We start from the raw sequence: 23156 nt of genomic DNA, 5'->3' as shown, positions 1-23156 counted from the left end.
GGTTCGGGGAGGCGTCCGCGTATTTCGGTAGGACGTTTCGGGTGCGTCTCACCTGATGACGCAGTGGAGTCCTGAGCTGCACGGATGCGGCGTGAGCCGATCGAGACGGCCACCACCCGGTAACTGAGGCGCAGGTCAACTGTGCGGCACATGCGCACAAGAAATTCGTAGATGTGTCGCCGGGGTTACGCGGACGGCGGGTAGGCCCTCGCCAGTGCACCGGGCAGTTCCGTGCGGCGGCGGATGCCGAGCTTCCGGAACGAGTTGGTGAGGTGCTTCTCGATCGCCCGCGAGGTCACGGCCAGCTCGTCCGCAATTTCGGCGTTGGTGAGTCCGCGGACGACCAGTCCGGCGACTTTGAACTCGGCGCGCGTCAATGTCACGACGATGCCGGGTGAATTACCGTCGAGTTCTTCGGCGATTCTCTGGGCGAGCCTTTCCGCGCCGCTTTCCACCGCGAGCCGATGCGCTTCTTCGAGGTGGCGTTGCGCCTGAGGGTCGCCATCGGCGCGTTCGCGCGCGCCGAGCTGAAGCAGTGCCTTGGCCCGTTCGAACGGGTTGGCGTGCAGGACCTGCACGGCCTCCCGCAGCATGCCGGCGCCTTGGGCACCGGGCGTGTAGCGGCCGAGCACGTTCAACGCCCGCCCGATGCCGATCGGCGCGCCCCACTCGACGGCACGGTCCCAGCCTTCCGCCGCCGCCTCTCTCGCGGCCTCGAAGTCACCGAGCTGGGCGTGCAGCCGTGCGACGTTCACGCACCACGGCAGCAGCACGGGATTGCGCCACCCCACGGCGTCGAACATGCGCCCGCAGTCCAGCAGCCGTTCGAGGGCTTGCGCGTGTTCGCCTGCCAGCGCGTCGCCCATCGCGTGCAGCATCCGGTACACGGCCTCCACGCCCGCGGGGTCGTCCCGGTCGCGCCGCGAGGTCAGGAGCTTGCCGATCAGGTCGGGGTCGCGCAGGTCCATGGCGACGGCGGCGAGCCCGATCGCGGCGGTCGTGGTGTCGCCGCGCCAGTCGAGCACGGCCAGGTCGAGGGCGCGTTCGGCCGCCGCGTGCGCCTCCCCCGGCTTGCCCAGGTGCATCAGCACGAACGCCTGCTCGGCGCGGATCAGGGCCTGCTCCACGGTGGTCGCCGCCTGCCGGAGCGCCTCGTCGAGCCACGGCACGGCCTGGTGCGCGGCGTCGGCCACGGCGAGGACCTTGATGAGCAACGGCAACGCGGTGTGCACGTGCCGGGGGTGCGGTGGTTCCTGTGCCAGCACGGTGCTCGCGATCGCCGCGACCTCGTGCGCGGGCAGACGGGCGGTGAGCATGGCGGCGTCGAGCAGCACGATCTGCAGCTCACGTGCGCCGGGCGTGGCACCGCTGATCTGCCCGAGCCGCTGGGCGGAGCCGGCGAGCAGCGCGGGATCCGAGTGCCACGCACACCGTTGCCGTGCCTCGAGCCGGTACGCCAGCTCCTGGTCGTGCGCGAGGCCGGCGGCGACCTGGTCGATGAGGTCGCGCACGGGCCGGGGCGCGGAGCCCAGTGCGGTCGGCGCGATCCGGACGAGCGCCGCGGCCCGTTGCTCGACGTCGCGGAACAACGGCACGGCCGACGCGATGTGCCGGACGGAGGCCGCCGGGTCGAAGAACCGTTCGGCGGTCGCGAGGTCGACGAGCAGCCGGGCGCGTCGCTCGGACGCCTCCGGCACGGTGCGGAGTGCGCGGCGCAGGTAGCGCGCGGCGACCTCGGGCGCACCCCGGCGCATCGCGGTCGCGGCGGCCTCCCCGAGCGTCTCGACCGCCCACCCGCCCCGCACGGTGCTGAGCGCGAGCAGCCGGGCGGCGACCTGTTCGGCCGGCCTGCCGTTGTCGTGCAACAACCTCACGGCCTTCGCCTGCCAGTCCTCCCGTTCGGCGACCGGCATCGACTCCTCGATCGCGTCCCTGACCACCGGCCTGCTGATCACGAGTCCGGCCTGGTCGAGCACGCGCTGGGCCTCGCGCGCCCGCTCCTCGGTGAGCCCGGCGAGCCGCCCGACCAGCTCGTCCTCGCCGAGCACGGCCGCGGCCTTGGCGAAGTCCTGCGCGAACAACGGCTGGGTGGCGAGATCGCGCACGAGCCGTTCCCGCAGCCGCGCGGGCCGCAGCTCCAGCACGTGCGGGACCTGTCCGGCTGTGGGGCTGGTGACGTGGTGCAGCACCGCGCACAGGAACATCGGGTTGCCGCCGGTCACGGCGTGGCAGGCGGTGACGAACTCCTCGTCGGGGTGCCGGCCGGTGCGGCGTTCGACGAGCTCCGCGATCGCCTTGTGCGACAACGGTTCCAGCCGGATCTCGGTGCACTCGCGCAGTCCGCGCGCGTTGTCCCTGGTGGCCGCGACCAGCAGGACCGGCTGGTCCTCCAGCATCGCGGCGAGCACGGCCAGCCAGCGCAGCGACGGGCCGTCGGCCCACTGGAGGTCGTCGATCAGCAGCAGCACCGGCCGCTCGGAGCTGATCGCGCCGACGAGCGCGATGAGGCCGCTGATCGCCGCCTCCTGCACGGCGAACACCGAGTCGGCCGGGGTGTCCTCCTCGAACACGGGCCGCGCCAGCCCCGCAGGGCCGTCGAGCAGCCGGGCGCAGTCGTGGGCGAGCACGGGATCCAGCAGCTGGCGGGCGACCCCGAACGCGAAGTCCTGTTCCAGCAACGAGCAGTCGGCGGTGAGGACGCGGAAACCCTTGGCGTGCGGCCGGATCGCGTCGAGCAGCGAGGACTTGCCGCAGCCCAGCGGCCCGGTGATGACGAACCGGTCGCCGCGGCCCTCGCGGGCACGCCGCAGCGCGTCGGCGAGCCGGCGCAGTTCGTCGGTGCGTTCGAGCAGGATCATCACGAGGCCAGGTAGTCCGCCAGCTCCGCACGGCTGGAGATCCCGAGCTTGCGGTAGGCGCGGGTCAGGTGCACCTCGACGGTCCGCAGCGTCACGAACAGGTGGTCGGCGATCGCCCGGTTCGTGACGCCGGCCGCCGCCAGGTCCGCCACCTTGCGCTCGCTGGCCGTCAGCACCGCCAGGCCGTCCACAGTGGACGGCACGCGCATCCGCCCGCCGGCGCCGAGCAGCAGCGTCCTGGCCGAGTCCGCGAGCGCCCCGCTGCCCGCCCGCAACGCGAGCCCGACCGCGGCCCGCAGGTGCACGCGGGCCTGCCGCTCGTCGCCGAGCTCGGTCCACCGCTGGCCCAGCAGCAGTTCCGTGCGCGCCTGCTGGATGAGCGCGGGCACGGCGGCGAACCCGTCCGAGGCGGCCTTCGCCATGTCCAGCGCGCCGAGTCCCGCAGTCGTGTAGGCCCGTGCCAGCAAGGAGAACGCGGCGGACTCCCGCGACGGCCAGGACTTGGCGAGCCGGTCGGCTTCCCGCACGGCTGCCGTGGCGTCGCGGCCGGTCAGCGTCATGACCTGCACGACGTCGATCCACGTCGGCAGCGCGCCGGGGTCGCTCAGCCCGACCGCGGTCATCACCGCCTGGCAGGCCGCCATCCGTTCGGCGGCCAGCGGGAGGTCGTCGCGCTCGAAGGCGAGCCAGCCGGACGCGCGCAGGTACTCGCGGTGCACGGGTGTGAGGTGCCGGACCTCGTCCTCGTCGACCTCGTCGAGCAGCTTCTCCGCGAGCGGGGTGTTGCCGGTCTGCAACGACAGCCAGGCCAGCAGGACGATCGCGCGCGGCAGCCGCCAGCCGCCGTCGCGCATCACCTGGACCGCCGTGGACGCGTCCTCGGTGGCGCGCGGGAGATCGCCCAGCGACATGTGGACGAGCGCACGTTGCACGAGGGAGCGGCAGCGGGCGAGCGAGTCCCCGTTGCCGTGGAAGGCGTCCACGGCCCGGTCGAGCACGGAAAGCGCTTCCCCGGCATGGCCCGCCACGCGCAGGACCGTCGCGGCCGACAGCATCGACCAGTCGGTCAGCGCCTCCGAGTCGGCGAGGGCGGCCCGCGCGTAACCGACGGCGGTGTCCATGGAACCACCGCCGCGCATCGTGGCCTCCGCGACGACGCCGAGCAGGCACCGTTGTGCCGTCGTGTCTCCCGCCGGCGGTGGCGTGGCCTTCGCGACGGCCGCCGCGACCGCGCGGGCGTCGTCGAGGTCGATCGACAGCTGCACGGCGTCGAGCAGCGTCACCAGGTCCGCGGGCAGCGCGGGGTCACGGGCCAGCCGCAGGAACGTGCGCGTGCGGCCGGTCAACGCGTGCTTCACGGCCAGCGCGGCCCGCAGCCCGGGGTCGGTGGTGCGGTGGAACGCGGCGGCGAGGTGTTCGCACGCCTGCGCGGGGTCGTGCCGCGACAGCTCGGTCGCGAGGCTGACCCGCAGCTCGATGTCGTCGGGCCGGAGCTCGACGAGGCGGCGCAGGTAGCGGGACGCGTCCTGGGGCACCCCGCCCGCGGCCGCCTCGTGCAGCACCTGCGACATCCAGGGCGTGTCGACGGCGGGCAAGTGGACGAGCTGGTCGGCGACCGCCCGCACGTCGTGCCCGAACTCGTCCAGCACGACGGCCGCGCGGTGCCGCAGCTCGGCGACCTCGGCCGGGGCGAGCACGTCGAGCACCCCTGCCCGGTACCAGGCGCGGACGTGGTCGGGCAGGCCCTCGCCGAGCAGGTGGTGCCTGCGCAGGCTGGAGATCCCGTTCTCTGCCACCCGCGCGGACACCCCGGCGAGCGGCCCGACGAGCTCCTCGCGGTCCACGACGACGAGCGCGGTGGCGATGGCGCGCAGGTGTTCCGGCTGGTCGCGCAGCCGTCGTGCGGCGACGAGCTCGACGGACTCCTGGCGCAGCGCCCGCGCGGCGCGGATGTCCGCGAGCACGGTCGTGAGGTGGCTCGGGATGCCTCCGGACAGGCGCAGGCACAGGTTCGTGAACACCGCGTCCGGCGGGAAGTGCAGGGTCGTGGAGATCATGTCGGCGACCTGCGGCGTGGTGAGCGGCTGCAGGTCGACCACGTGCGCACGGGCCAGGTCGGCGTGCAGCGGCGAGTTGTGCGACAGCACGAGGCTGACCGGTTCGTCGCCGAGCCTGCGCAGCACGAAGTCGATCCAGCGCACGGTCGCCTCGTCGCACGCGTCGAGGTCGTCGAGCACCAGGCAGACGGGCGAGCGCCGCGCCAGCGCCACCACGTCGCGCCACATGCCCCGGTACGCGCGGTAGAAGGAGGCGGCGGAACGGTCTTCCAGTTCCGGTACCTCCACACCGGCCTGGGCGAGCAGCCGGCGGGCGACGGCGAGCGGCAGGCGTTCACCCAGGCCGCCCGCGCTCAGCACCGTCGTCCCGGCACGGGTCTCGGTCGCGGCGGCCAGGCGCAGGACGGCGGACTTTCCGGAGCCACGGCCTCCGCGCACGAGCACGGCCTGCGCGCCCCTGCCGAGACGGGCGGCGGTCGTGTGGTGGGCTAACGCGGTGAGCACGCTCTCACGACCGAAGAGCTCCGGTTGCTCGTCCACCGCCTACCGCCTCAGGCTCGAAGAGTGACCCTGCGCTGAGGATAAATGCCCCAGGTGACCGGACCGCAAACTCTGCGAGGCAAGTGTCAAAGTCTGGCACGGTGATTCCGCATTGTGCGGGCCGCGAATCCACCGCCGGTTCCAGTCAGTGAACTAATACGCCACAACGCGGCCCGGCACAACCCGGTACAGGCTCGGTTTCTCCGGGAGGAACGCGAGACCGAAGCGGGTGAGGAACTCGCCGAACTGCGCGTCCACGAAGTCGTCGTCCGGCTTGCCGTCCCAGGTCTCGGCCGCGGCCCTCGCGACGTCGACGGCGGTGCTGTCGTAGACGACGAGGTCCGGCAGGTCGCCCGCGAAGTAGCCGCGTGCCAGCGAGATCGGCGACGAGCTGTCGTCGAGGAAGCCCACCACGTCCCACCTGCCCTCGGTCGCCTCGCTCAGCGCGAGCCGGGCGGCGACCTCGGAGGAGGTGGCGTAGGTGACGCGGTAGCCGCGCCGCACCAGTTCCTCGATCACCGCGAGCGCCGGTAAAGCCTGACCCTGCGCGGGATTGGCGAAGATCGCCACATGCCGCCGTCCCGTGCCGACCTCCTCGGCCATCTGCGATGACCACCCTTCTGCGAACGACGTGCTGCCTGATGCCCGTTGTACGGCATTCAATGCTCGGGAATCTCTCACTTTCCTTTGTTCACGAGCCGGAATCCGCTGCCGGTTTTCTGCCCGAGGTGACCTGTCTCGACGAGCCGGCGCAGTTCCTGTGCGGGCGCGGGTTCCCCGGTGGGAGAGGCGGCGCTGAGCGTCTCCAGAATGGCGAGCGAGACGTCGAGTCCAATGGTGTCGAGGAGCGTGAAGGGGCCCATCGGGTGATGGAACGCGGTCACGATCGCGGTGTCGATCTCGTCGACCGTGACGTCGGTTCGGCCGAGCATGCGAATGGCGTCGTTCAGGTACGGGAACAGCACGTGGTTCACGATGAAACCGACGCGGTCCGCGCAGTCCACCCCGGTCTTGCGCAGCCACTTCACCAGCGCGTGCGCGGTGGCGTGCACGTCGTCGGCGGTGTGCTCGGTGCGGACGATCTCGACGAGCTTCATGACCGGGGCGGGGTTGAAGAAATGCAGCCCGATGACGTCGCGCGGGCGGCTGGTGGCGTTCGCGCAGGCCGTGACGGAAAGGCTCGACGTGGTCGTGGCGATGATGGCGCCGGGTTTGACGACGGCGTCGATGCCTTGCAGCACAGCGCTTTTCACGGCCATGTCCTCGGCGACCGCCTCGATGACGATGTCGGCGCCCGCCAGTGCCTCGCAGCTCGTGCCGACGGTGAGCCGCGCGAGGACGTCCTGGCGGTCCTGCTCGGACATCCTGCCTTTCTGCACGAGTCTGGTCAGAGACGAACAGATTCGTTCTCGCGCGGCCTCGGCCTTTTCCGCGCTGCGGGCGACGAGCGTGGTGGGAATGCCTGCCACGACGAGGATCTCCGCGATGCCCCTGCCCATCAGCCCGGCACCGACGACACCGGCGGCGCGGATCTCGCGCGGCTCGCCGTCGCTGACGCGGTTGCGGGGTGGCGGAAGCAGCTCGCCGCGGTCGTCGTAGCGGTGGAAGCCCCTGCCCGTCTTCCGGCCGAGCCTGCCGTCCGCGACCATGCGGTCCAGCAGCGGCGAGGGGACGTAGGAGTCGTCGCCGGTGGTGTCGTGCAGGTGTCGCAGGGCGGAACGGACGGTGTCGAGCCCGATCAGGTCGAGCAGGTGCAACGGTCCGAACTTGAGGCCACAACCCAGTTTCAGGGCGGCGTCGAGGTCCTCGACGGTCGCGTAGCCCTCGTCGGCGAGGTTCATCGTGCGGTTCATGCAGGCGTACAGCAGCGCGGTGGCGGCCTCGACCGGCCGGCCGCCGAGACTCACGAGCTCGGCCCCGGCGAGCCGGACCGCCTTGCGCGCCAGGTGACAAGCCTCGGCCGAGGCCATGGCCGTGCCGATCAGGCTCACGTGCCGGCCGTGCGGCGGCGGGATGGTGTAGCGCAGTCCGACCACGCGGTCCGGCGCACCGGACGCGATGGCCAGCCGCGCCACGGACAACGTCGGTGTGGTGGTGAGGAAGACCGTGCCCGGCGCGCACTGGTCGACGAGCTGCCGGAGCACGGACTCCTTGATGCCGAAGTCCTCCGGCAGGGCCTCGATGACGAGGTCGGCCCGTTTGAGGTCGACCAGTTCCGTCGCGAGGCTCAGCCGGGGACAGCTCAGCCTGTCGTGGACGCGGGCCAGCACGTCGAGCTCGCTGTCCACGCCGATCACCTCGGCACCGTTCGCGAGCAGGACCTTCGTGAGGCCCTCTCCCAGACTGCCGAGTCCCACCACACCGATCACGAGCATGTCCGGCTCCTTCTTAGAGACCGAGTTCTTCGTCGAGCATCGCGAACATCTCGTCGTCCGAGGCCGACTCGAAGTCCTTCTCGGTGCTGGTGTTCTTGGCCCACCTCGTGCGCAGGACGTCGAGCCGTCCGGCGATCTGCTGGTGCAGCGCACCGTCCACAGTGGCCGCGGCGAGCGCCTTCTCGAACGCGTCGAGGTCGGCGAGCACGCTCGGCAGCCCTGCCTCCGGCGCGTCGGCCAGCAGCTCGGTCTTGAGGTGTGCCACCAGGTCGTTCGGCGTCGGGTAGTCGAACACCAGCGTGGCGGGCAGCCTCAGCCCTGTCGCACCGCCGAGGCGGTTGCGCAGCTCGACCGCGGTCAGCGAGTCGAAGCCGAGCTCCTGGAACTGCCTGTCACCCTCGACCTGCTCGTTCTCGCCGTGGCCCAGGACCTCGGCGACCTGGCCCTTGACGAGGTCGAGCAGCGCGTCCGTGCGTCCCTGGTCGGTCAGCGCGGTGAGGCGGGCGATCAGCGAGTCGGCCGTTTCCTGTCCTGCCACGGCCTTCTTCGACTTGGTGCGCACCAGGCCCTTGAGCAGCGGTGCGACCTCGTGGTTGCGCAGGACCGAGAAGTCCAGCTTCACCGGGAGGGTCGCCGCCGCGCCGGTGCGGAGTGCCTCGTCGAAGAGGGTCTTGCCGAGTTCCGCCGTGATCGCCGGCATGCCGGAGCGCGCCATGCGTTCGGCGTCCTGGGCACTGAGCATGCCGGTGTCCCAGGCGCCCCACGCCATGCTCGTCGCCTTCTGGCCGTGCGCCTTGCGCAGCGCGGCGAGGGCGTCGAGGAACGCGTTGGCCGCCGCGTAGTTGGCCTGACCCGCGTTGCCGAACGTGCCGGCGACGCTGCTGAACAGGATCAGGTCCGCCTGCGGTGCCAGTTCGTGCAGGTACCAGGCGGCGTCGACCTTGGGCTGGAGCACCGGGTCGATGCGGTCCAGCGTCAGGGACTCGAGGGTGGCGTCGTCCAGGACGCCCGCCGCGTGGATGATCGTCGTCGGGTTGTGGGTGGTGATGAGCTCGCTCAGTTCGTTGCGGTCACTGACATCGCAGGCCGCCACCGTGACGTCGGCCGCGAGATCGCTGACGTCCGCCTGGCCGGTGCGGCTCGCGAGGACCAGGCTCTCGACCCCGTGGTTCTCGACGAGGTGCTTCGCGATGATCCGGCCGAGACCGCCCGTGCCACCGGTGATGAGGACCTTGCCGTGGTCGATCGTGGCCTCGCCGCGTTCCGCCCTGGCGAGGCGGCCACCGAGGATCTCGCCGTCGCGCAGGACGACCTGCGGTTCGTCGGCCCCGATCGCCTGCCGCAGCGCGGTGAGGCTGGCGCGCTGGTCGTCGAGGTCGAGCAACCCGAACGCACCGGGGTGCTCGGACTGCGCGACCCGGACGAGGCCCCAGACCGCCGCCGCGACGGGGTCCGGTGCTTCTGTCTTGTTGGCCGCGATGGCGTTCCTGGTGACGAACCAGAGCCTTCCCGGCCTGTTCGCCGTGATCCACTCCTGGACGTTGACCAGGGCGTCGCCCACGGCGGCGTGCGTGGATTCCACGACGTCGTCGGATGCGGCCTTGACCTCGATGAGGACGATCTCGGCGTCGGCGGTCCCGATGGTGTCGTGGACGCGTCCGGCGACGAGGTGGTCGACCAGTCCGAAGTGGTCCTCGCCCGCGATCGCCACGGTGGCGTTGACGGGTTCGGTGGCGTTGATCGGCGTCCAGCCGAGCGTGAAGAGCGCGTCACGGGTGGTGTTCTCGTTGAGCTGCCCCGTGGTGACCGCGCGGACCACGAGCGACTCGACCTCGGCGACCGGGTTCCCCTGCGGGTCGGCGACGACGATGTGCATCGCGCCGCTCTCGTCCCTGGTCGTCCGGACCCGGACCGTCGCCGCGCCGGTGGCGTGGATCTTCACGCCCTCCCAGCTGAACGGCAGCCCCGCTCCCCCGTCCCCTTCCTGCAGCAGCGCGGTGTGCAGCGCCGCGTCGAGCAGTGCCGGGTGGATGCCGAACGCGCCGGGCTCGACCCCTTCGGGCAGCGCGACCTCCGCGAGGACGGCACCTTCGTGACGCCACGCGTTCTTGAGGCCCTGGAACGTGTCCCCGTAGGCGAACCCGATCTCGGCGAACCTGTCGTAGACGCCGTCGAGCTCGATCGGCTCCCCCAGCGGCCACTCCGTCAGCGCGGTGCCACGGCTCTCGTTCGTGCTGAGCGTGCCGCTCGCGTTCTCGGTCCACGGCAGGTCGGTGTCCTCGGGCCTGCTGTAGATCGTGACCGCGCGCCGTCCGTTCTCCTCGGCCCCGACCGCGACCTGCACCTGCACCCCGCCCTGTTCCGGCAGGGTGAGCGGGGCCGCGATCGTGAGCTCCTCCAGCGCGTCGAGCCCGAGCTCCTCACCGGCCTTGAGCGCGACCTCGACCAGCGCCGCACCGGGCACGAGCGCCCGTCCCATGATCACGTGGTCCGCGAGCCAGGCGTGCGTGCGGAGCGAGATCCGGCTGGTGAACAGGTGCCCGTCCTGCCCGGCGAGCTGAACAGCCGCGCCGAGCAACGGGTGCCCGACACTGCCGAGCCCGGCCGCCTTCACGTCACTGGCACCCTCCACGACCTTCGGCCAGTACGACTGCCGGCGGAACGCGTAGGTGGGCAGGTCGATCTTCTTGGCCTGCCCCAGCAACGGCGTCCAGTCGACGTTCGTGCCGCTGACGTGGACCTGGCCGAGCGCGGTGAGGAACCGCGTGACCTCGTCCTCGTTCCGCTTGATCGTCGGAATCGCCCCGTCGACCAGCGGCGTGAGCGCAGCGTCGGGCCCGATCTCGAGGAACGTCCTGTCGCCCAGCGCGGTCACGTTGTCGTGGAACCGCACGGCATCCCGGACGTGGTTCACCCAGTAGTCGACCGTGGTCGGATCCCCACTGGTCTGGAACGGGATGACGGGTTCGTTGAAGGTGATCTCGCCGATCGCCTCCCGGAAGTCCGGCAGCATCGGCTCCATCAACGGCGAGTGGAACGCGTGGCTGACCTTGAGCTGCTTGTACTTCCACTGCTTGGCGATCTTGAGGACCTCGTCCTCCTCGCCGGCCAGCACCACGGTCCGAGGCCCGTTGACGGCCGCGATCGACACGTTGCCCGTCAGATACGGCGTCACCTCCTCCTCCGAGGCGATGACGGACACCATCGCGCCACCCTGAGGCAACGCCTGCATCAGCGCGGCCCTGGCCGTGATCAGCAGACACGCGTCCTCGAGACTCAGCACCCCGGCCACGTGCGCCGCCGCGACCTCACCGATCGAGTGCCCGGCAACATGATCCGGCCGCACCCCGAACGACTCGACCAGCCGGTACAGCGCGACCTCGACCGCGAACAACGCCGGCTGCGCGAACCCGGTCTGGTTCAACGCCTCCTGGTCCGCACCCCACATGACCTCGCGGAGTGCGGGGTCGAGGTGCAGCAACGCACCGTCGAGCGCCTCGGCGAACACCGGGTACGCCTCGTACAGCCCACGTCCCATGCCGATCCGCTGCGAGCCCTGCCCGCTGAACAGGAACGCCACCGGCTTCTTCTCGACGGCCCCGCGAGCCACCACCTCACCGCCGAGCACGACAGCCCGGTGGTCGAACAACGTCCTGGCCGTCAGCAACGAGTACGCGACGTCCTCGGCCGTTCCCCGGGCCTGCAGGATCCGTTCGACCTGCCCGTCCAGCGCGGCGTCACTACGAGCCGACACCACCCACGGCACGGAGTTGTCCACAGGCCCGGAGTTGTCCACAGATTCCCGCGCAGCACCCTGACCAGCACTTTCATCGCGTACGCTGGAAATTGGGGGGATCCCCGGCCCGGCCGGCGCCTCCAAGATCACGTGCGCGTTCGTCCCGCTGATGCCGAACGACGACACCGCCGCCCGCCGCGCCCGCTCCACCGCAGGCCACGCGGTGTTCTCCTGCAACAGCTCGACCGCGCCCTCACTCCAGTCGACGTGCGACGAAGGCGTCGAAGCGTGCAACGTCCGCGGCAACACCCCGTGCCGCATCGCCTGCACCATCTTGATGATGCCCGCGACACCAGCCGCCGCCTGCGTGTGCCCGATGTTCGACTTGATGCCACCGAGCAGCAGCGGCACCTCACGGTCCTGCCCGTAGGTCGCCATCAGCGCCTGCGCCTCAATGGGATCGCCCAAAGAAGTACCGGTGCCATGCGCCTCAACAGCGTCCACATCAGCAGCGGACAACCCGGCAGACGCCAACGCCTGACGAATCACCCTCTGCTGCGAAGGCCCGTTAGGCGCCGTCAGCCCGTTGGACGCACCGTCCTGGTTGATCGCAGATCCACGTACGACCGCAAGAACCGTGTGCCCCAAACGCACCGCATCAGACTGACGTTCCAACACGAGCAGACCGACACCCTCAGACCAACCAACACCATCGGCCGTGTCCGAGAACGCCTTGCACCGCCCGTCCTCCGACAACCCGCGCTGACGGGAGAACCCGACGAACGAGCCCGGAGTCGACATCACGGTCACACCACCGGCCAACGCCAGCGAACACTCACCGGCCCGAAGAGCCTGCATAGCCCAATGCAGCGCCACCAACGACGACGAGCACGCGGTGTCAATCGACACCGACGGCCCCTCAAGCCCCAGCGCATAAGACACGCGACCCGAAATCACCGACGGCGAAGCACCAGTGGAACCGAACCCCTCAGTGTCCGCACCGCCGATGAGCTGCGTGTAGTCGTTGTACATCACACCGGCGAACACACCGGTAGAGCTGCCACGCAACGATGCCGGGGCAATCCCGGAACGCTCCAACGCCTCCCACGCGGTCTCCAGCATGAGCCGCTGCTGCGAGTCCGTCGCGACAGCCTCCCGCGGCGACATCCCGAAGAACTCCGGGTCGAACTGGTCCGCGTCGTGCAGGAACCCACCCGCCCGGACGTACGACGTGCCGGGGTGGTCGGGGTCCGGGTGGAACAGCGTGTCCAGGTCCCAGCCGCGGTTCGACGGGAACGGCGTGATCGCATCAACGCCCTCGGACACCAACCGCCACAGGTCTTCAGGCGACGACACGCCACCGGGGTAACGACAGGCCATGCCGACGATCACGATCGGATCATCCGAAGTGGACACCAGAGCAGGCAGATCGGAGATGCCCGAGACCGCACCGAGCAACGAGTCCTTCAGGTACCCGGCCAGCTGCGCGGACGACGGGTAGTCGAACACCACGGTCGCCGGCAGCTTCAGCCCGGTGACCGCCGTGAGCCGGTTGCGCAGCTCGACCGCGGTCAGCGAGTCGAACCCGAGCTCCTGGAACGCCCGCGCCGGGTCGACCGCCGCGATCGTGTCGTAGCCGAGCACGGCCGCGACCTCGCCACGAACCAGTTCCACCAACGCTTCCAGCTGTCCGGCAACATCCAGGACGGACAGTCGCCGCACCAGCCCGGACGCCGTCTCCGACCCGGCGACCTTCCGCCGCGCCTTGACCCGGATCAGCCCGCGCAGCAACGGCTTCACGTCCCCGCTCTGCTTCAGCACCCCCAGATCGAGCCGCACCGGGACAACCGCGTGCTCCACCCCGGCGACCGCCGCGTCGAACAACCGCAGCCCCAACTCGGACGAGATGGCCGGCATGCCCGAGCGCTGCATCCGTTCAGCGTCCTCGGCCGACAACATGCCCGTGTCCCAGGCACCCCACGCGAGCGACACGCCGGGCAGCCCGTTGAGCCGCCGATGCGCGGCCAGTGCGTCCAGGAACGCGTTGCCGGCGGCGTAGTTGCCCTGCCCGGCGTTGCCGAACACCCCGGCCGCCGACGAGAACACCACGAACCTCGACACCTCGGTCGCGAGATCGTGCAGGTTCAGCGCCGCGTCCACCTTCGCCCGCAGCACCGCGTCGACCCGCTCCGGCGTGAGCGACTCGATCACACCGTCGTCCAGCACACCGGCCGCGTGCACGACACCACGAACCTCGTGCTGCTTCAGCAACTCGCACAAAGCACCACGGTCGGCGACATCGCAGGCGACCACGGAAACCTGAGCGCCCAACGCCTCCAGCTCGCTCACGTCACCGGACCCGCTGCGGCTCACCAGCACCAGCTCGCTGACCCCGTGCGTCTCCACCAGGTGCCGGGCCACGATCCGCCCGAGCCCACCGGTACCACCGGTGATCAGCACCGGGCTCTCCCACGCCACGTCCTCAGCCTCGCCCGAAACCCGTCCGAGACGGGCCGCCCGAGCCTCGCCGTCCCGCACGACCAACTGCGGTTCGTCCAGCTCCAGCACCCCGAGCAACGTCGCCAGCGACGACTCCTCGGCGTCCAGGTCGATCAGCCCGAACCGGTCGGGGTGCTCGGTCTGCGCGCTCCGCACCAGCCCCCACACCGCCGCACCGGCCAGGTCGTCACCCTCGACGGCGCCGCGCGTGACGAACACGAGCCGCCCGTCGCGGTCCTCCCTGATCCATTCCTGGAGCAGCTCCAACGCCCGGTGCGTCACCGTCCGCACCGACTCCGCGTTTTGCTCCCCCGCGACCGGCACGAGCACGACATCCGTGTCCGCCAGCGAAAGCAGGCCCTCGACCCGCCCGACCGACAACCCGAGCACGTCCGGCCCGAGCACGCTGACCGTCTTGCCCGCCTCGGCCGCCGGCACCGCGACCGGCGTCCACCGCACGGCGAACATCGCGTCCAGCTCAGCCGGCTGCTCGGCCGCGACCGCCCGCATCACCAGCGACTCGACCGACGCCACCGGGTTGCCGGCGGGGTCGGCGAGCGCGATCCGCAGCCCGTTGCCGTCGCGCGTCATCTTGACCCGCAACGCCGTCGCCCCGGTCGCGTGCAGCGACACGTTCTCCCACGCGAACGGCAGCCCGGCCGACCCGCTCTCGTCCAGCAACGAGGCGTGCAGCGCGGCATCGAGCAACGCCGGGTGCAGCCCGAACGGCTTGACGTTCACGTCGTCCGGCAGCACAACCTCGGCATACGTGGTGTCGCCGTCACGCCAGGCCGCCCGCAACCCCTGGAACAGCCCGCCATAGGCAAATCCAGCCTCAGCGAACTTCTCGTAACACCTTTCCACATCAACGACTTCAGCCTGCGGCGGCCACACCGAGGCGTCGAACTCGACGCGCTGCTCTCCCGTGGCCAGCACACCGCTGACAACCTGGGTCCACGGCGCGTCCACAACCTCGTCCGGCCGCGCGTGGATCGTGAACGTCCGCCGCTCATCACCCGCCGACACCTTCATCTGCAGCGCCAGCCCACCGTGCTCCGGCAGGACCACCGGCGCCGACAACGTCAGCTCCTCCAGCCGATCCAGCCCGACCTCGTCCCCGGCCCGCATAGCGAGCTCGACGAGCGCCGCACCCGGCACCATGACGCGCCCCATGATCGTGTGCTGCAGGATCCACGGATGCGTGCGCGCCGCCAGCCGGCTCGTGAACAGGAACCCTTCCCCGTCAGCGAGTTCCGCCGACGCGATGAGCAGCGGGTGCCCGACCGCGACCATGCCGATGCCGGACGCGTCGTCCCCGCCGATCCGCACCGCCGGCCAGTACCGCTGGTGGTCGAACGCGTAGGTCGGCAGATCGATCTTCTTCCCACCGGCGTGGAACCCGCTCCAGTCGACCCTCACACCCTCGACGTGCAGCCGAGCCAGCGCCGTCAGCGCCGCAACACGCTCATCCTTGTCCTTGCGCAGCAACGGAATTGCGTCCTCGACCAGCGCGCTGAGCACCCCGTCCGGCCCGACCTCGACGAACGTGGTCGCACCACCGTCACGGAGCCGCGACACGTTGTCCGTGAACCGCACCGCGTCCCGGACGTGGTTCACCCAGTAGTCAACGGTCGTGACGTCCCCACTGGCCACCACCGGAATGCCCGGCTGGTTCAGCGTGATCTCCGCGAGCGACTCGCGGAAGTCGTCCAGCATCGGCTCCATCAACGGCGAGTGGAACGCGTGCGACACCTTGAGCCGCTTGCTCTTCCACCGCTCGGCAACAGCCAGCACGGCGTCTTCCGCACCCGCGATCACGACGGACCGGGGCCCGTTGATCGCCGCGATCGACACCTCAGCCGTGAGGTGCGGCAGAACCTCCTCCTCGGAAGCCTGCACCGCGACCATCGCACCACCCTCGGGCAACGCCTGCATGAGCGCCGACCGGGCCGTGACCAGCAAACAGGCGTCCTCGACACTCAGCACGCCCGCGACGTGCGCCGCCGCGATCTCCCCGATCGAATGCCCGGCAACCTGATCAGCCTTGACACCCCAGGACTCCAGCAACCGGTACAGCGCCACCTCGACCGCGAACAACGCCGGCTGCGCAACCCCGGTCTGGTTCAGCGCCTCCTGGTCGTCACCCCACATGACGTCCCGAACCGCGGGGTCCAGGTACATCAGCACGGAGTCGAGAGCCTCGGCGAAGACGGGGAACGCCGCGTACAGCTCACGCCCCATGCCGACCCGCTGCGACCCCTGCCCGGAGAACAACACCGCCACGGACCGCTGCGACAACGCCGTGCCCGACGCCAGCACCTCGTCCCCGAGCACCACAGCCCGGTGGTCGAAGCGGGCCCGAGTGTTCAGCAGCGAGTACGCCACGTCCTCAGGCGCACCCTGAGCAGCCCTGGCCCGCGCGATCTGCCCGGGCAACGCCTCCGCGGTCTTGGCCGACACCACGAACGGCACCAAGCCGCCCACCGGAGAGCTGTCCACGGCTGAGCTGCCCACGGCGGAGTTGTCCACACCCGCCGAGTTGTCCACAGATCGCCCAGCGGCCCCTTGACCAGCACTTTCATCCGGTACGCTGGAAATTGGGGGGATCCCCGACGCCCCAGGCGCCTCCAAGATCACGTGCGCGTTGGTCCCCGACAGCCCGAACGACGAGACACCGGCCCGCCGCGGCCGCGTCACCGAGGGCCACGGCGTCGCCTCGGTGACGAGCTCGACCGCCCCCTCGCTCCAGTCGACGTGCGACGAAGGCGAAGTCACGTGCAGCGTAGGCGGCACCACACCGTTCCGCATGGCCTGCACCATCTTGATCACGCCCGCGACACCAGCCGCCGCCTGCGTGTGCCCGATGTTCGACTTGATGCCACCCAACAACAGCGGCACCTCGCGATCCTGCCCGTACGTCGCCAACAACGCCTGAGCCTCGATCGGGTCACCCAACGTCGTACCCGTGCCGTGCGCCTCGACCGTGTCGACATCAGCAGTGGTCAGCCCAGCAGACGCCAACGCCTGACGAATCACCCTCTGCTGCGACGGCCCGTTAGGCGCCGTCAGCCCGTTGGACGCACCATCCTGGTTGATCGCCGAACCACGCACGACCGCAAGAATCTGATGCCCATTCCGAACCGCGTCAGAGCGCCGCTCCAACACGAGCAAACCAACACCCTCAGACCAGCCAACACCATCAGCTGAATCCGAGAACGCCTTGCACCGCCCGTCCTCCGACAACCCGCGCTGACGAGAGAACCCGACAAACGCACCCGGCGTCGACATCACCGTCACACCACCGGCCAACGCCAGCGAGCACTCACCGGCCCGAAGTGCCTGCGCCGCAAGGTGCATCGCCACCAACGACGACGAGCACGCCGTGTCGATCGAAACAGAAGGCCCCTCGAACCCGAACGTGTAGGACACGCGGCCCGACACCACCGAAGGCGAGGTCCCCGCCCCCTGGTGCCCCTCGGAGTCAGCCTCGAGGATCTGCGCGTAGTCGGAGTACATGACACCGGCGAACACACCGGTCCGGCTGCCCCGCAACGCATGCGGATCGATCCCGGCCCGCTCCAGCGCCTCCCACGTCGTCTCCAGTAGAACGCGCTGCTGCCCGTCCGTGCCGAGCGCCTCCCGCGGCGACATCCCGAAGAACGCCGGGTCGAACTGGTCCGCGTCGTGCAGGAACCCGCCGGCGCGCGCATAGGACGTGCCGAGGTGGTCGGGGTCCGGATGGAACAACGAGTCCAGATCCCAGCCGCGGTTCGACGGGAACGGCGTGATCGCGTCCACACCCTCGGACACCAACCGCCACAGGTCCTCCGGCGATGACACACCACCGGGGAACCGGCACGCCATGCCGACGATCACGATCGGATCGTCCGAAGTGGACACCAGCGCGGGCAGGTCCGCCAGCACGTCCGCGGCACCGAACAGCTCGGCGTGCAGGTGGTCGGCCAGCGCGATCGCGGTCGGGTAGTCGAACACCAGCGTCGCAGGCAGCCGCAACCCGGTCGCCTCGGTCAGCTGGTTGCGCAGCTCGACCGCGGTCAGCGAGTCGAACCCGAGGTCCTGGAACGCCCGCGTCGCGTCCACCGCGTCGATCGAGGCGTGCCCCAGCACCGAGGACACCTGCGTGCGCACCAGGTCGACGAGAGCCGAGTGCCGGTCGGCGACGTCCATCGCGCCGAGCTTCTGCACCAGCCCGGACGCCGTCGCGGAACCCGCCGCCGCCCGCCGCGCCTTGACCCGGATCAGCCCCTGCAGCAACGGCGCCACCGCACCCCGTGCCCGCAGGGTGGCGAGATCGAGCCGCACCGGAACGGTCAGCGCCGCCCCGCTCGCGACCGCCGCGTCGAACAGCTCCAGCCCCTGCCCCACCGTGATCGGCGGCATGCCGGCGGTGGTCATCCGCGCGGCCTCGGCCTCGGTCAGCTCCCCGGTCATGCCGCTGACACCGGCCCACACGCCCCACGCCATCGACGTCGCGGGCAGCCCGGATGCCTTGCGGTGCGAGGAAAGCGCGTCGAGGAACGCGTTGCCCGCCGCGTAGTTCGCCTGCCCAGCGTTGCCGAACACACCAGCAGCCGACGAGAACACCACGAACGCCGTGAGATCAGACGTCAGCTCATGCAGGTGCCACGCGGCATCAGCCTTGGGCCTGAGCACGTTCGACACGCGCTCCGGCGTCATCGACTCGATCACGCCGTCGTCCAGCACACCGGCCGCGTGCACGACGCCACGGATCTCATGCTGCGCGACAAGTTCCGCCACAGCGGCCCGATCGGTCACGTCACACGCGACAACCGTGACCCGCGCCCCCAACGCCTCCAGCTCCGCGGTATCGGCCTGTCCGCGGCGACTGACGAGCAAAAGCTCCCGAACACCATGTGCCTCAACGAGATGCTTCGCGACAACCGCACCAAGCCCGCCCGTACCGCCGGTGACGAGGACCTTGCCTTCCCACCGAACCTCAGTCTCACCGCTCACCCGCGCCAGCCGAGCGGCCAGCACCTCGCCGTCGCGCACCACAAGCTGCGGCTCGTCGACACCGAACGCCACCGAAACCATTGCGGTGGAAAGGTTGTTGCCACACAGGTCGATCAACCCGAAGCGTTCCGGGTGCTCGGACTGCGCCGACCGCACCAGTCCCCAGACCGCCGCGGCACCCATGTCCTCACCGGTGGTCGCGCCCCGCGTGACGAACGTCAGCCTGCCGTCCCTGCCACTGCTGATCCACTCCTGCACCAGCCCCAGCACACGCGTCGTGTTGTCGTGCGTGCCGCCGAGCACGTCCTCGCCGCCGACCACCGGCACCAGCAGGAGCCCTGCATCGGTGTCCGCGATCGTGCCGGCCACCGGGAACCCGAGGTCGAGCACGTCCGGCCCGATCACCGCGACCGACTCGGGCGCGGCGACGTCCTGCTGCGTGACCGGCACCCACTCGAGCCCGAACAGCTCGCTCTGCCTCGCCTCGCCGAGCTGCTCGACGTTCACGGCCCGCACCACCACGGCCTCGACCGTGGCGACCGGCGCACCCGTGACGTCGGCCAGCGCGATCGTCCTGCGCATGCCGCCCTCGTCGCGGGTCAGCTTGACACGCAGCTCGCTCGCCCCGGTGGCGTGCAGTGACACGCCCTCCCACGAGAACGGCAGGCCCGCGTCGAGCGTCTCGTCCAGCAACGCCGCGTGCAGCGCCGAGTCGAGCAATGCCGGGTGCAGCCCGTACGCAGCCCCGTCGATGTCCTCCGGCAACGCGAGCTCGGCGTAGATCTCGCCGCCGACCCGCCAAGCCGCCCTGAGGTTCTGGAACGCGTGCCCGTAGGCGAACCCAACGCTCGCGAACCGCTCGTAACACTCCTCGTAGTCCATCGCGACGGCTCCGGCAGGCGGCCAGACGGTGGCGTCGAAGTCACCACTGGTCGTGCCGCTGGCGAGGAACCCGGTCGCGTGCTGCGTCCACGGCACGTCCACCGCGTCCTCAGGCCGCGAGTGGATCGCGTACTGCCTGCGACCGTTGCTCTCCGCACCGACCTTCAACTGCACCTGCACGGCACCGCGCTCGGGCAGGACGAGCGGCGCGGCCAGCGTGAGGTCGTCGACCCGGTCGAGCCCGACCTCGTCCGCGGCCCGCATCGCGAGCTCGATGAGCACAGCGGCCGGCACCAGGTTGCGGCCCATGATCACGTGGTCCGCGAGCCACGGCTGCGTGCTCAGCGACACCCGGCTCGTGAACACGACACCTTCGCCGTCAGCCAGCTCCACCGCCGCACCGAGCAACGGATGCCCAACGCCGACCAACCCGAGCCCGGACGCGTCCGACGCCTTCCCAGCACTCGCCGGCCAGTACCGCTGCCGGTTGAACGGGTAGGTCGGCAACGCGACGCGCTTGCCGCCGCCGTAGAACCGCGTCCAATCAACATTGATTCCGTCAACATGTACATGACTGAGCGCAGTCAACATTGATTCAACATCGGACTTGACTCGCGTCAACGTCGGAATCAACCCGTCAACCATCGCAGTCAACTGCGCATCAGGGCCGACCTCGACCAACGTCACGTCACCCAGGCGTGAGACGTTCTCGTGAAAGCGAACGGTGTCGCGAACGTGAGCGACCCAGTAGTCCACGGTGGTCACATCGCCGGATGTTGACATTCCTACAAGCGGCTCACGGAACGTCAGTTCGCTGATCGCCTCGCGGAAGTCGTCCAGCATCGGCTCCATCAACGGCGAGTGGAACGCATGGCTGACCTTCAGCCGCTTGTTCTTCCACCTCTCCGCAACGGCCAGCACCTCATCCTCCGCGCCGGCGATCACCACAGACCGAGGCCCGTTGACGGCGGCGATGGACACACCATCAGTCAGATGCGCGCGCACTTCTTCTTCAGACGCGACCACCGACACCATCGCGCCACCGGTCGGCAACGCCTGCATGAGAGCCGCCCGCGCCGTGACCAACAAGCACGCGTCCTCAAGGCTCAACACACCCGCAACGTGCGCAGCAGCGATCTCACCGATCGAATGCCCGGCAACCTGCGACGGCCGCACCCCGAACGACTCCAGCAACCGGAACAGCGCCACCTCGACCGCGAAGATCCCCGGCTGCGCGAACCCGGTCTGGTTCAGCGCCTCGGCGTCATCACCCCACATGACCTCGCGCAACGCGGGGTCGAGGTTGACGAGCGCGGAGTCCAGCGCCTCAGCGAACACGGGGAACGCCTCGTACAGCTCGCGCCCCATGCCGAGCCGCTGCGAGCCCTGCCCGGAGAACACGAAGGCAAGCGGCCGGTTCCGCACCACACCACTGGCCAGCTCGGCGCCGTTCCACACCACAGCCCGGTGGTCGAACAACGCACGAGTAGTCGCCAACGAGAACCCGACGTCCACAGCGGACACACCACTGGCCACGAGCGCGCTGACCTGCTCGACCTGAGCCTGCAACGAGGCCGCCGACTTGGCCGACACCGCCAACGGCACCGCCCCGGCCAACACTGCTCCGTTTGGCGGAATCGATTCCGATTGGCCGACCCCCTGGGGGGAACCACCCCCCATCCCCATCATCTCAGGCAGGTCTGACAATTCCTGAACCTGCGGAGACTCCAAGATCACGTGCGCGTTCGTCCCGGACACACCGAACGACGACACCGCGGCACGACGAGCTCGAGACACCTCAGGCCACGAAACGTTGCCGGTCAGCAGCTGAACGGACCCCGCCTCCCAGTCCACGTGGGACGAAGGCGAGTCGACGTGCAACGTCTGCGGCACAAGCCCGTGGCGCAACGCCTGCACCATCTTGATCACACCAGCGACACCCGCCGCAGCCTGCGTGTGCCCGATGTTCGACTTGATCGAACCGAGCAACAGCGGCGACGGCCGATCCTGGCCATAGGTCGCGAGCAACGCCTGCGCCTCGATCGGGTCACCCAAAGACGTACCCGTACCGTGCGCCTCGACCACATCGACGTCCGCAGTGGACAGTCCAGCGGACGCCAGCGCCTGCCGGATCACCCGCTGCTGCGACGGCCCGTTGGGCGCAGTCAGCCCGTTAGAAGCGCCGTCCTGGTTGACGGCGGATCCACGCACGACCGCCAGCACGTCGTGACCGTTGCGAACAGCATCAGACAACCGCTCCAGCACGACCACACCAACACCCTCGGACCAGCCGACCCCATCGGCGGAGTCCGAGAACGCCTTGCACCGGCCGTCCGGCGAAAGCCCGCGCTGCCGCGAGAACCCGATGAACGCACCAGGTGAAGCCAGCACAGTCACACCGCCGGCCAGCGCCAATGAACATTCACCGGCGCGAAGAGCCTGCATGGCCCAGTGCATCGCGACCAACGACGACGAGCACGCCGTGTCGAGAGTGACCGCAGGTCCCTCGAAGCCGAACGTGTAGGAGACACGGCCGGACACCACCGAAGGCGACCCACCGGTCGTCTGGTAGCCCTCGGAGTCGCCTTCGAGCAGCAGCGAGTAGTCGTTGTACATGACGCCGGCGAACACACCGGTCTGACTGCCCTTCAACGCGACGGGGTCGATCCCCGACCGCTCCAGCGCCTCCCACGACGCCTCGAGCAACAACCGCTGCTGCGCGTCGGTCGACACCGCCTCGCGCGGCGACATGCCGAAGAACTCCGGGTCGAACTGGTCGGCGTCGTGCAGGAAGCCACCGGACTTCGTGTACGAGGTGCCGACGTGGTCGGGGTCCGGGTGGTAGAGCGAGTCGAGGTCCCAGCCGCGGTTGGCCGGGAACTCCGTGATGGCGTCGCGGCCGTCGACCACGAGGTCCCACAGCTGTTCCGGTGTGGCGACACCGCCGGGATAGCGGCAGGCCATGCCGACGATCACGATCGGATCGTCCGAAGTGGACGTGAGCGCGGGCAGCGTCTCCAGCGGCTGGTCGGTGCCGAACAACTCGTCGCGCAGGAAGCCCGCGAGCACCACCGACGTCGGGTAGTCGAAGATCAGCGTGCTCGGCAGGCGCAGACCGGTGACGCCGGTCAGCCGGTTGCGCAGGTCCACGGCGGTGAGGGAGTCGAAACCGAGGTCCTGGAACGCCTTGGCCGGATCCACCGCGGCCACGCCG

The 23156-nt window shown here is 70.0% G+C and carries 5 protein-coding genes (1 of these 5 running past the window's edge); all 5 read right to left on the bottom strand.

All coding sequences use genetic code 11. From position 1 onward, the window contains the following. Nucleotides 1–185 precede the first annotated feature (185 nt). On the bottom strand, nt 186–2858 hold the full coding sequence (locus tag ACSHWB_RS27755; RefSeq protein ID WP_439664675.1) for an ATP-binding protein: 2673 nt from the start codon (nt 2856–2858) through the stop codon (nt 186–188). Next, nucleotides 2858–5455 (bottom strand): LuxR C-terminal-related transcriptional regulator, encoded by a 2598-nt coding sequence (locus ACSHWB_RS27750; RefSeq protein ID WP_439656222.1) that lies wholly within the window; start codon nt 5453–5455, stop codon nt 2858–2860. The genes ACSHWB_RS27755 and ACSHWB_RS27750 overlap by 1 nt, the downstream gene beginning before the upstream one ends. 153 nt (nt 5456–5608) lie before the next feature. Continuing rightward, nucleotides 5609–6058: a hypothetical protein gene (locus ACSHWB_RS27745; RefSeq protein WP_439656221.1), complete on the bottom strand. Its 450-nt coding sequence runs from the start codon at nt 6056–6058 to the stop codon at nt 5609–5611. 74 nt (nt 6059–6132) lie between these two features. Next, entirely contained in the window at nt 6133–7830 is a 1698-nt protein-coding gene (locus ACSHWB_RS27740; protein WP_439656220.1) for a 3-hydroxyacyl-CoA dehydrogenase family protein, read from the bottom strand. Between the two features lie 13 nt (nt 7831–7843). After that, nucleotides 7844–23156: the 3' portion of an SDR family NAD(P)-dependent oxidoreductase gene (locus ACSHWB_RS27735; protein ID WP_439656219.1), read on the bottom strand. The gene runs 14447 nt beyond the window's last position; only the last 15313 of its 29760 coding nucleotides appear in the window; its start codon lies off the right edge, out of view — the gene reads right to left on this strand; it ends in the stop codon at nt 7844–7846.

The sequence above is a fragment of the Lentzea sp. HUAS TT2 genome, assembly GCF_051853195.1.
Classification (GTDB): Bacteria; Actinomycetota; Actinomycetes; order Mycobacteriales; family Pseudonocardiaceae; genus Lentzea.
The sequence above is the reverse complement of the archived record's forward strand: the minus strand, read 5'-3'. Positions and strand labels throughout refer to the sequence as shown.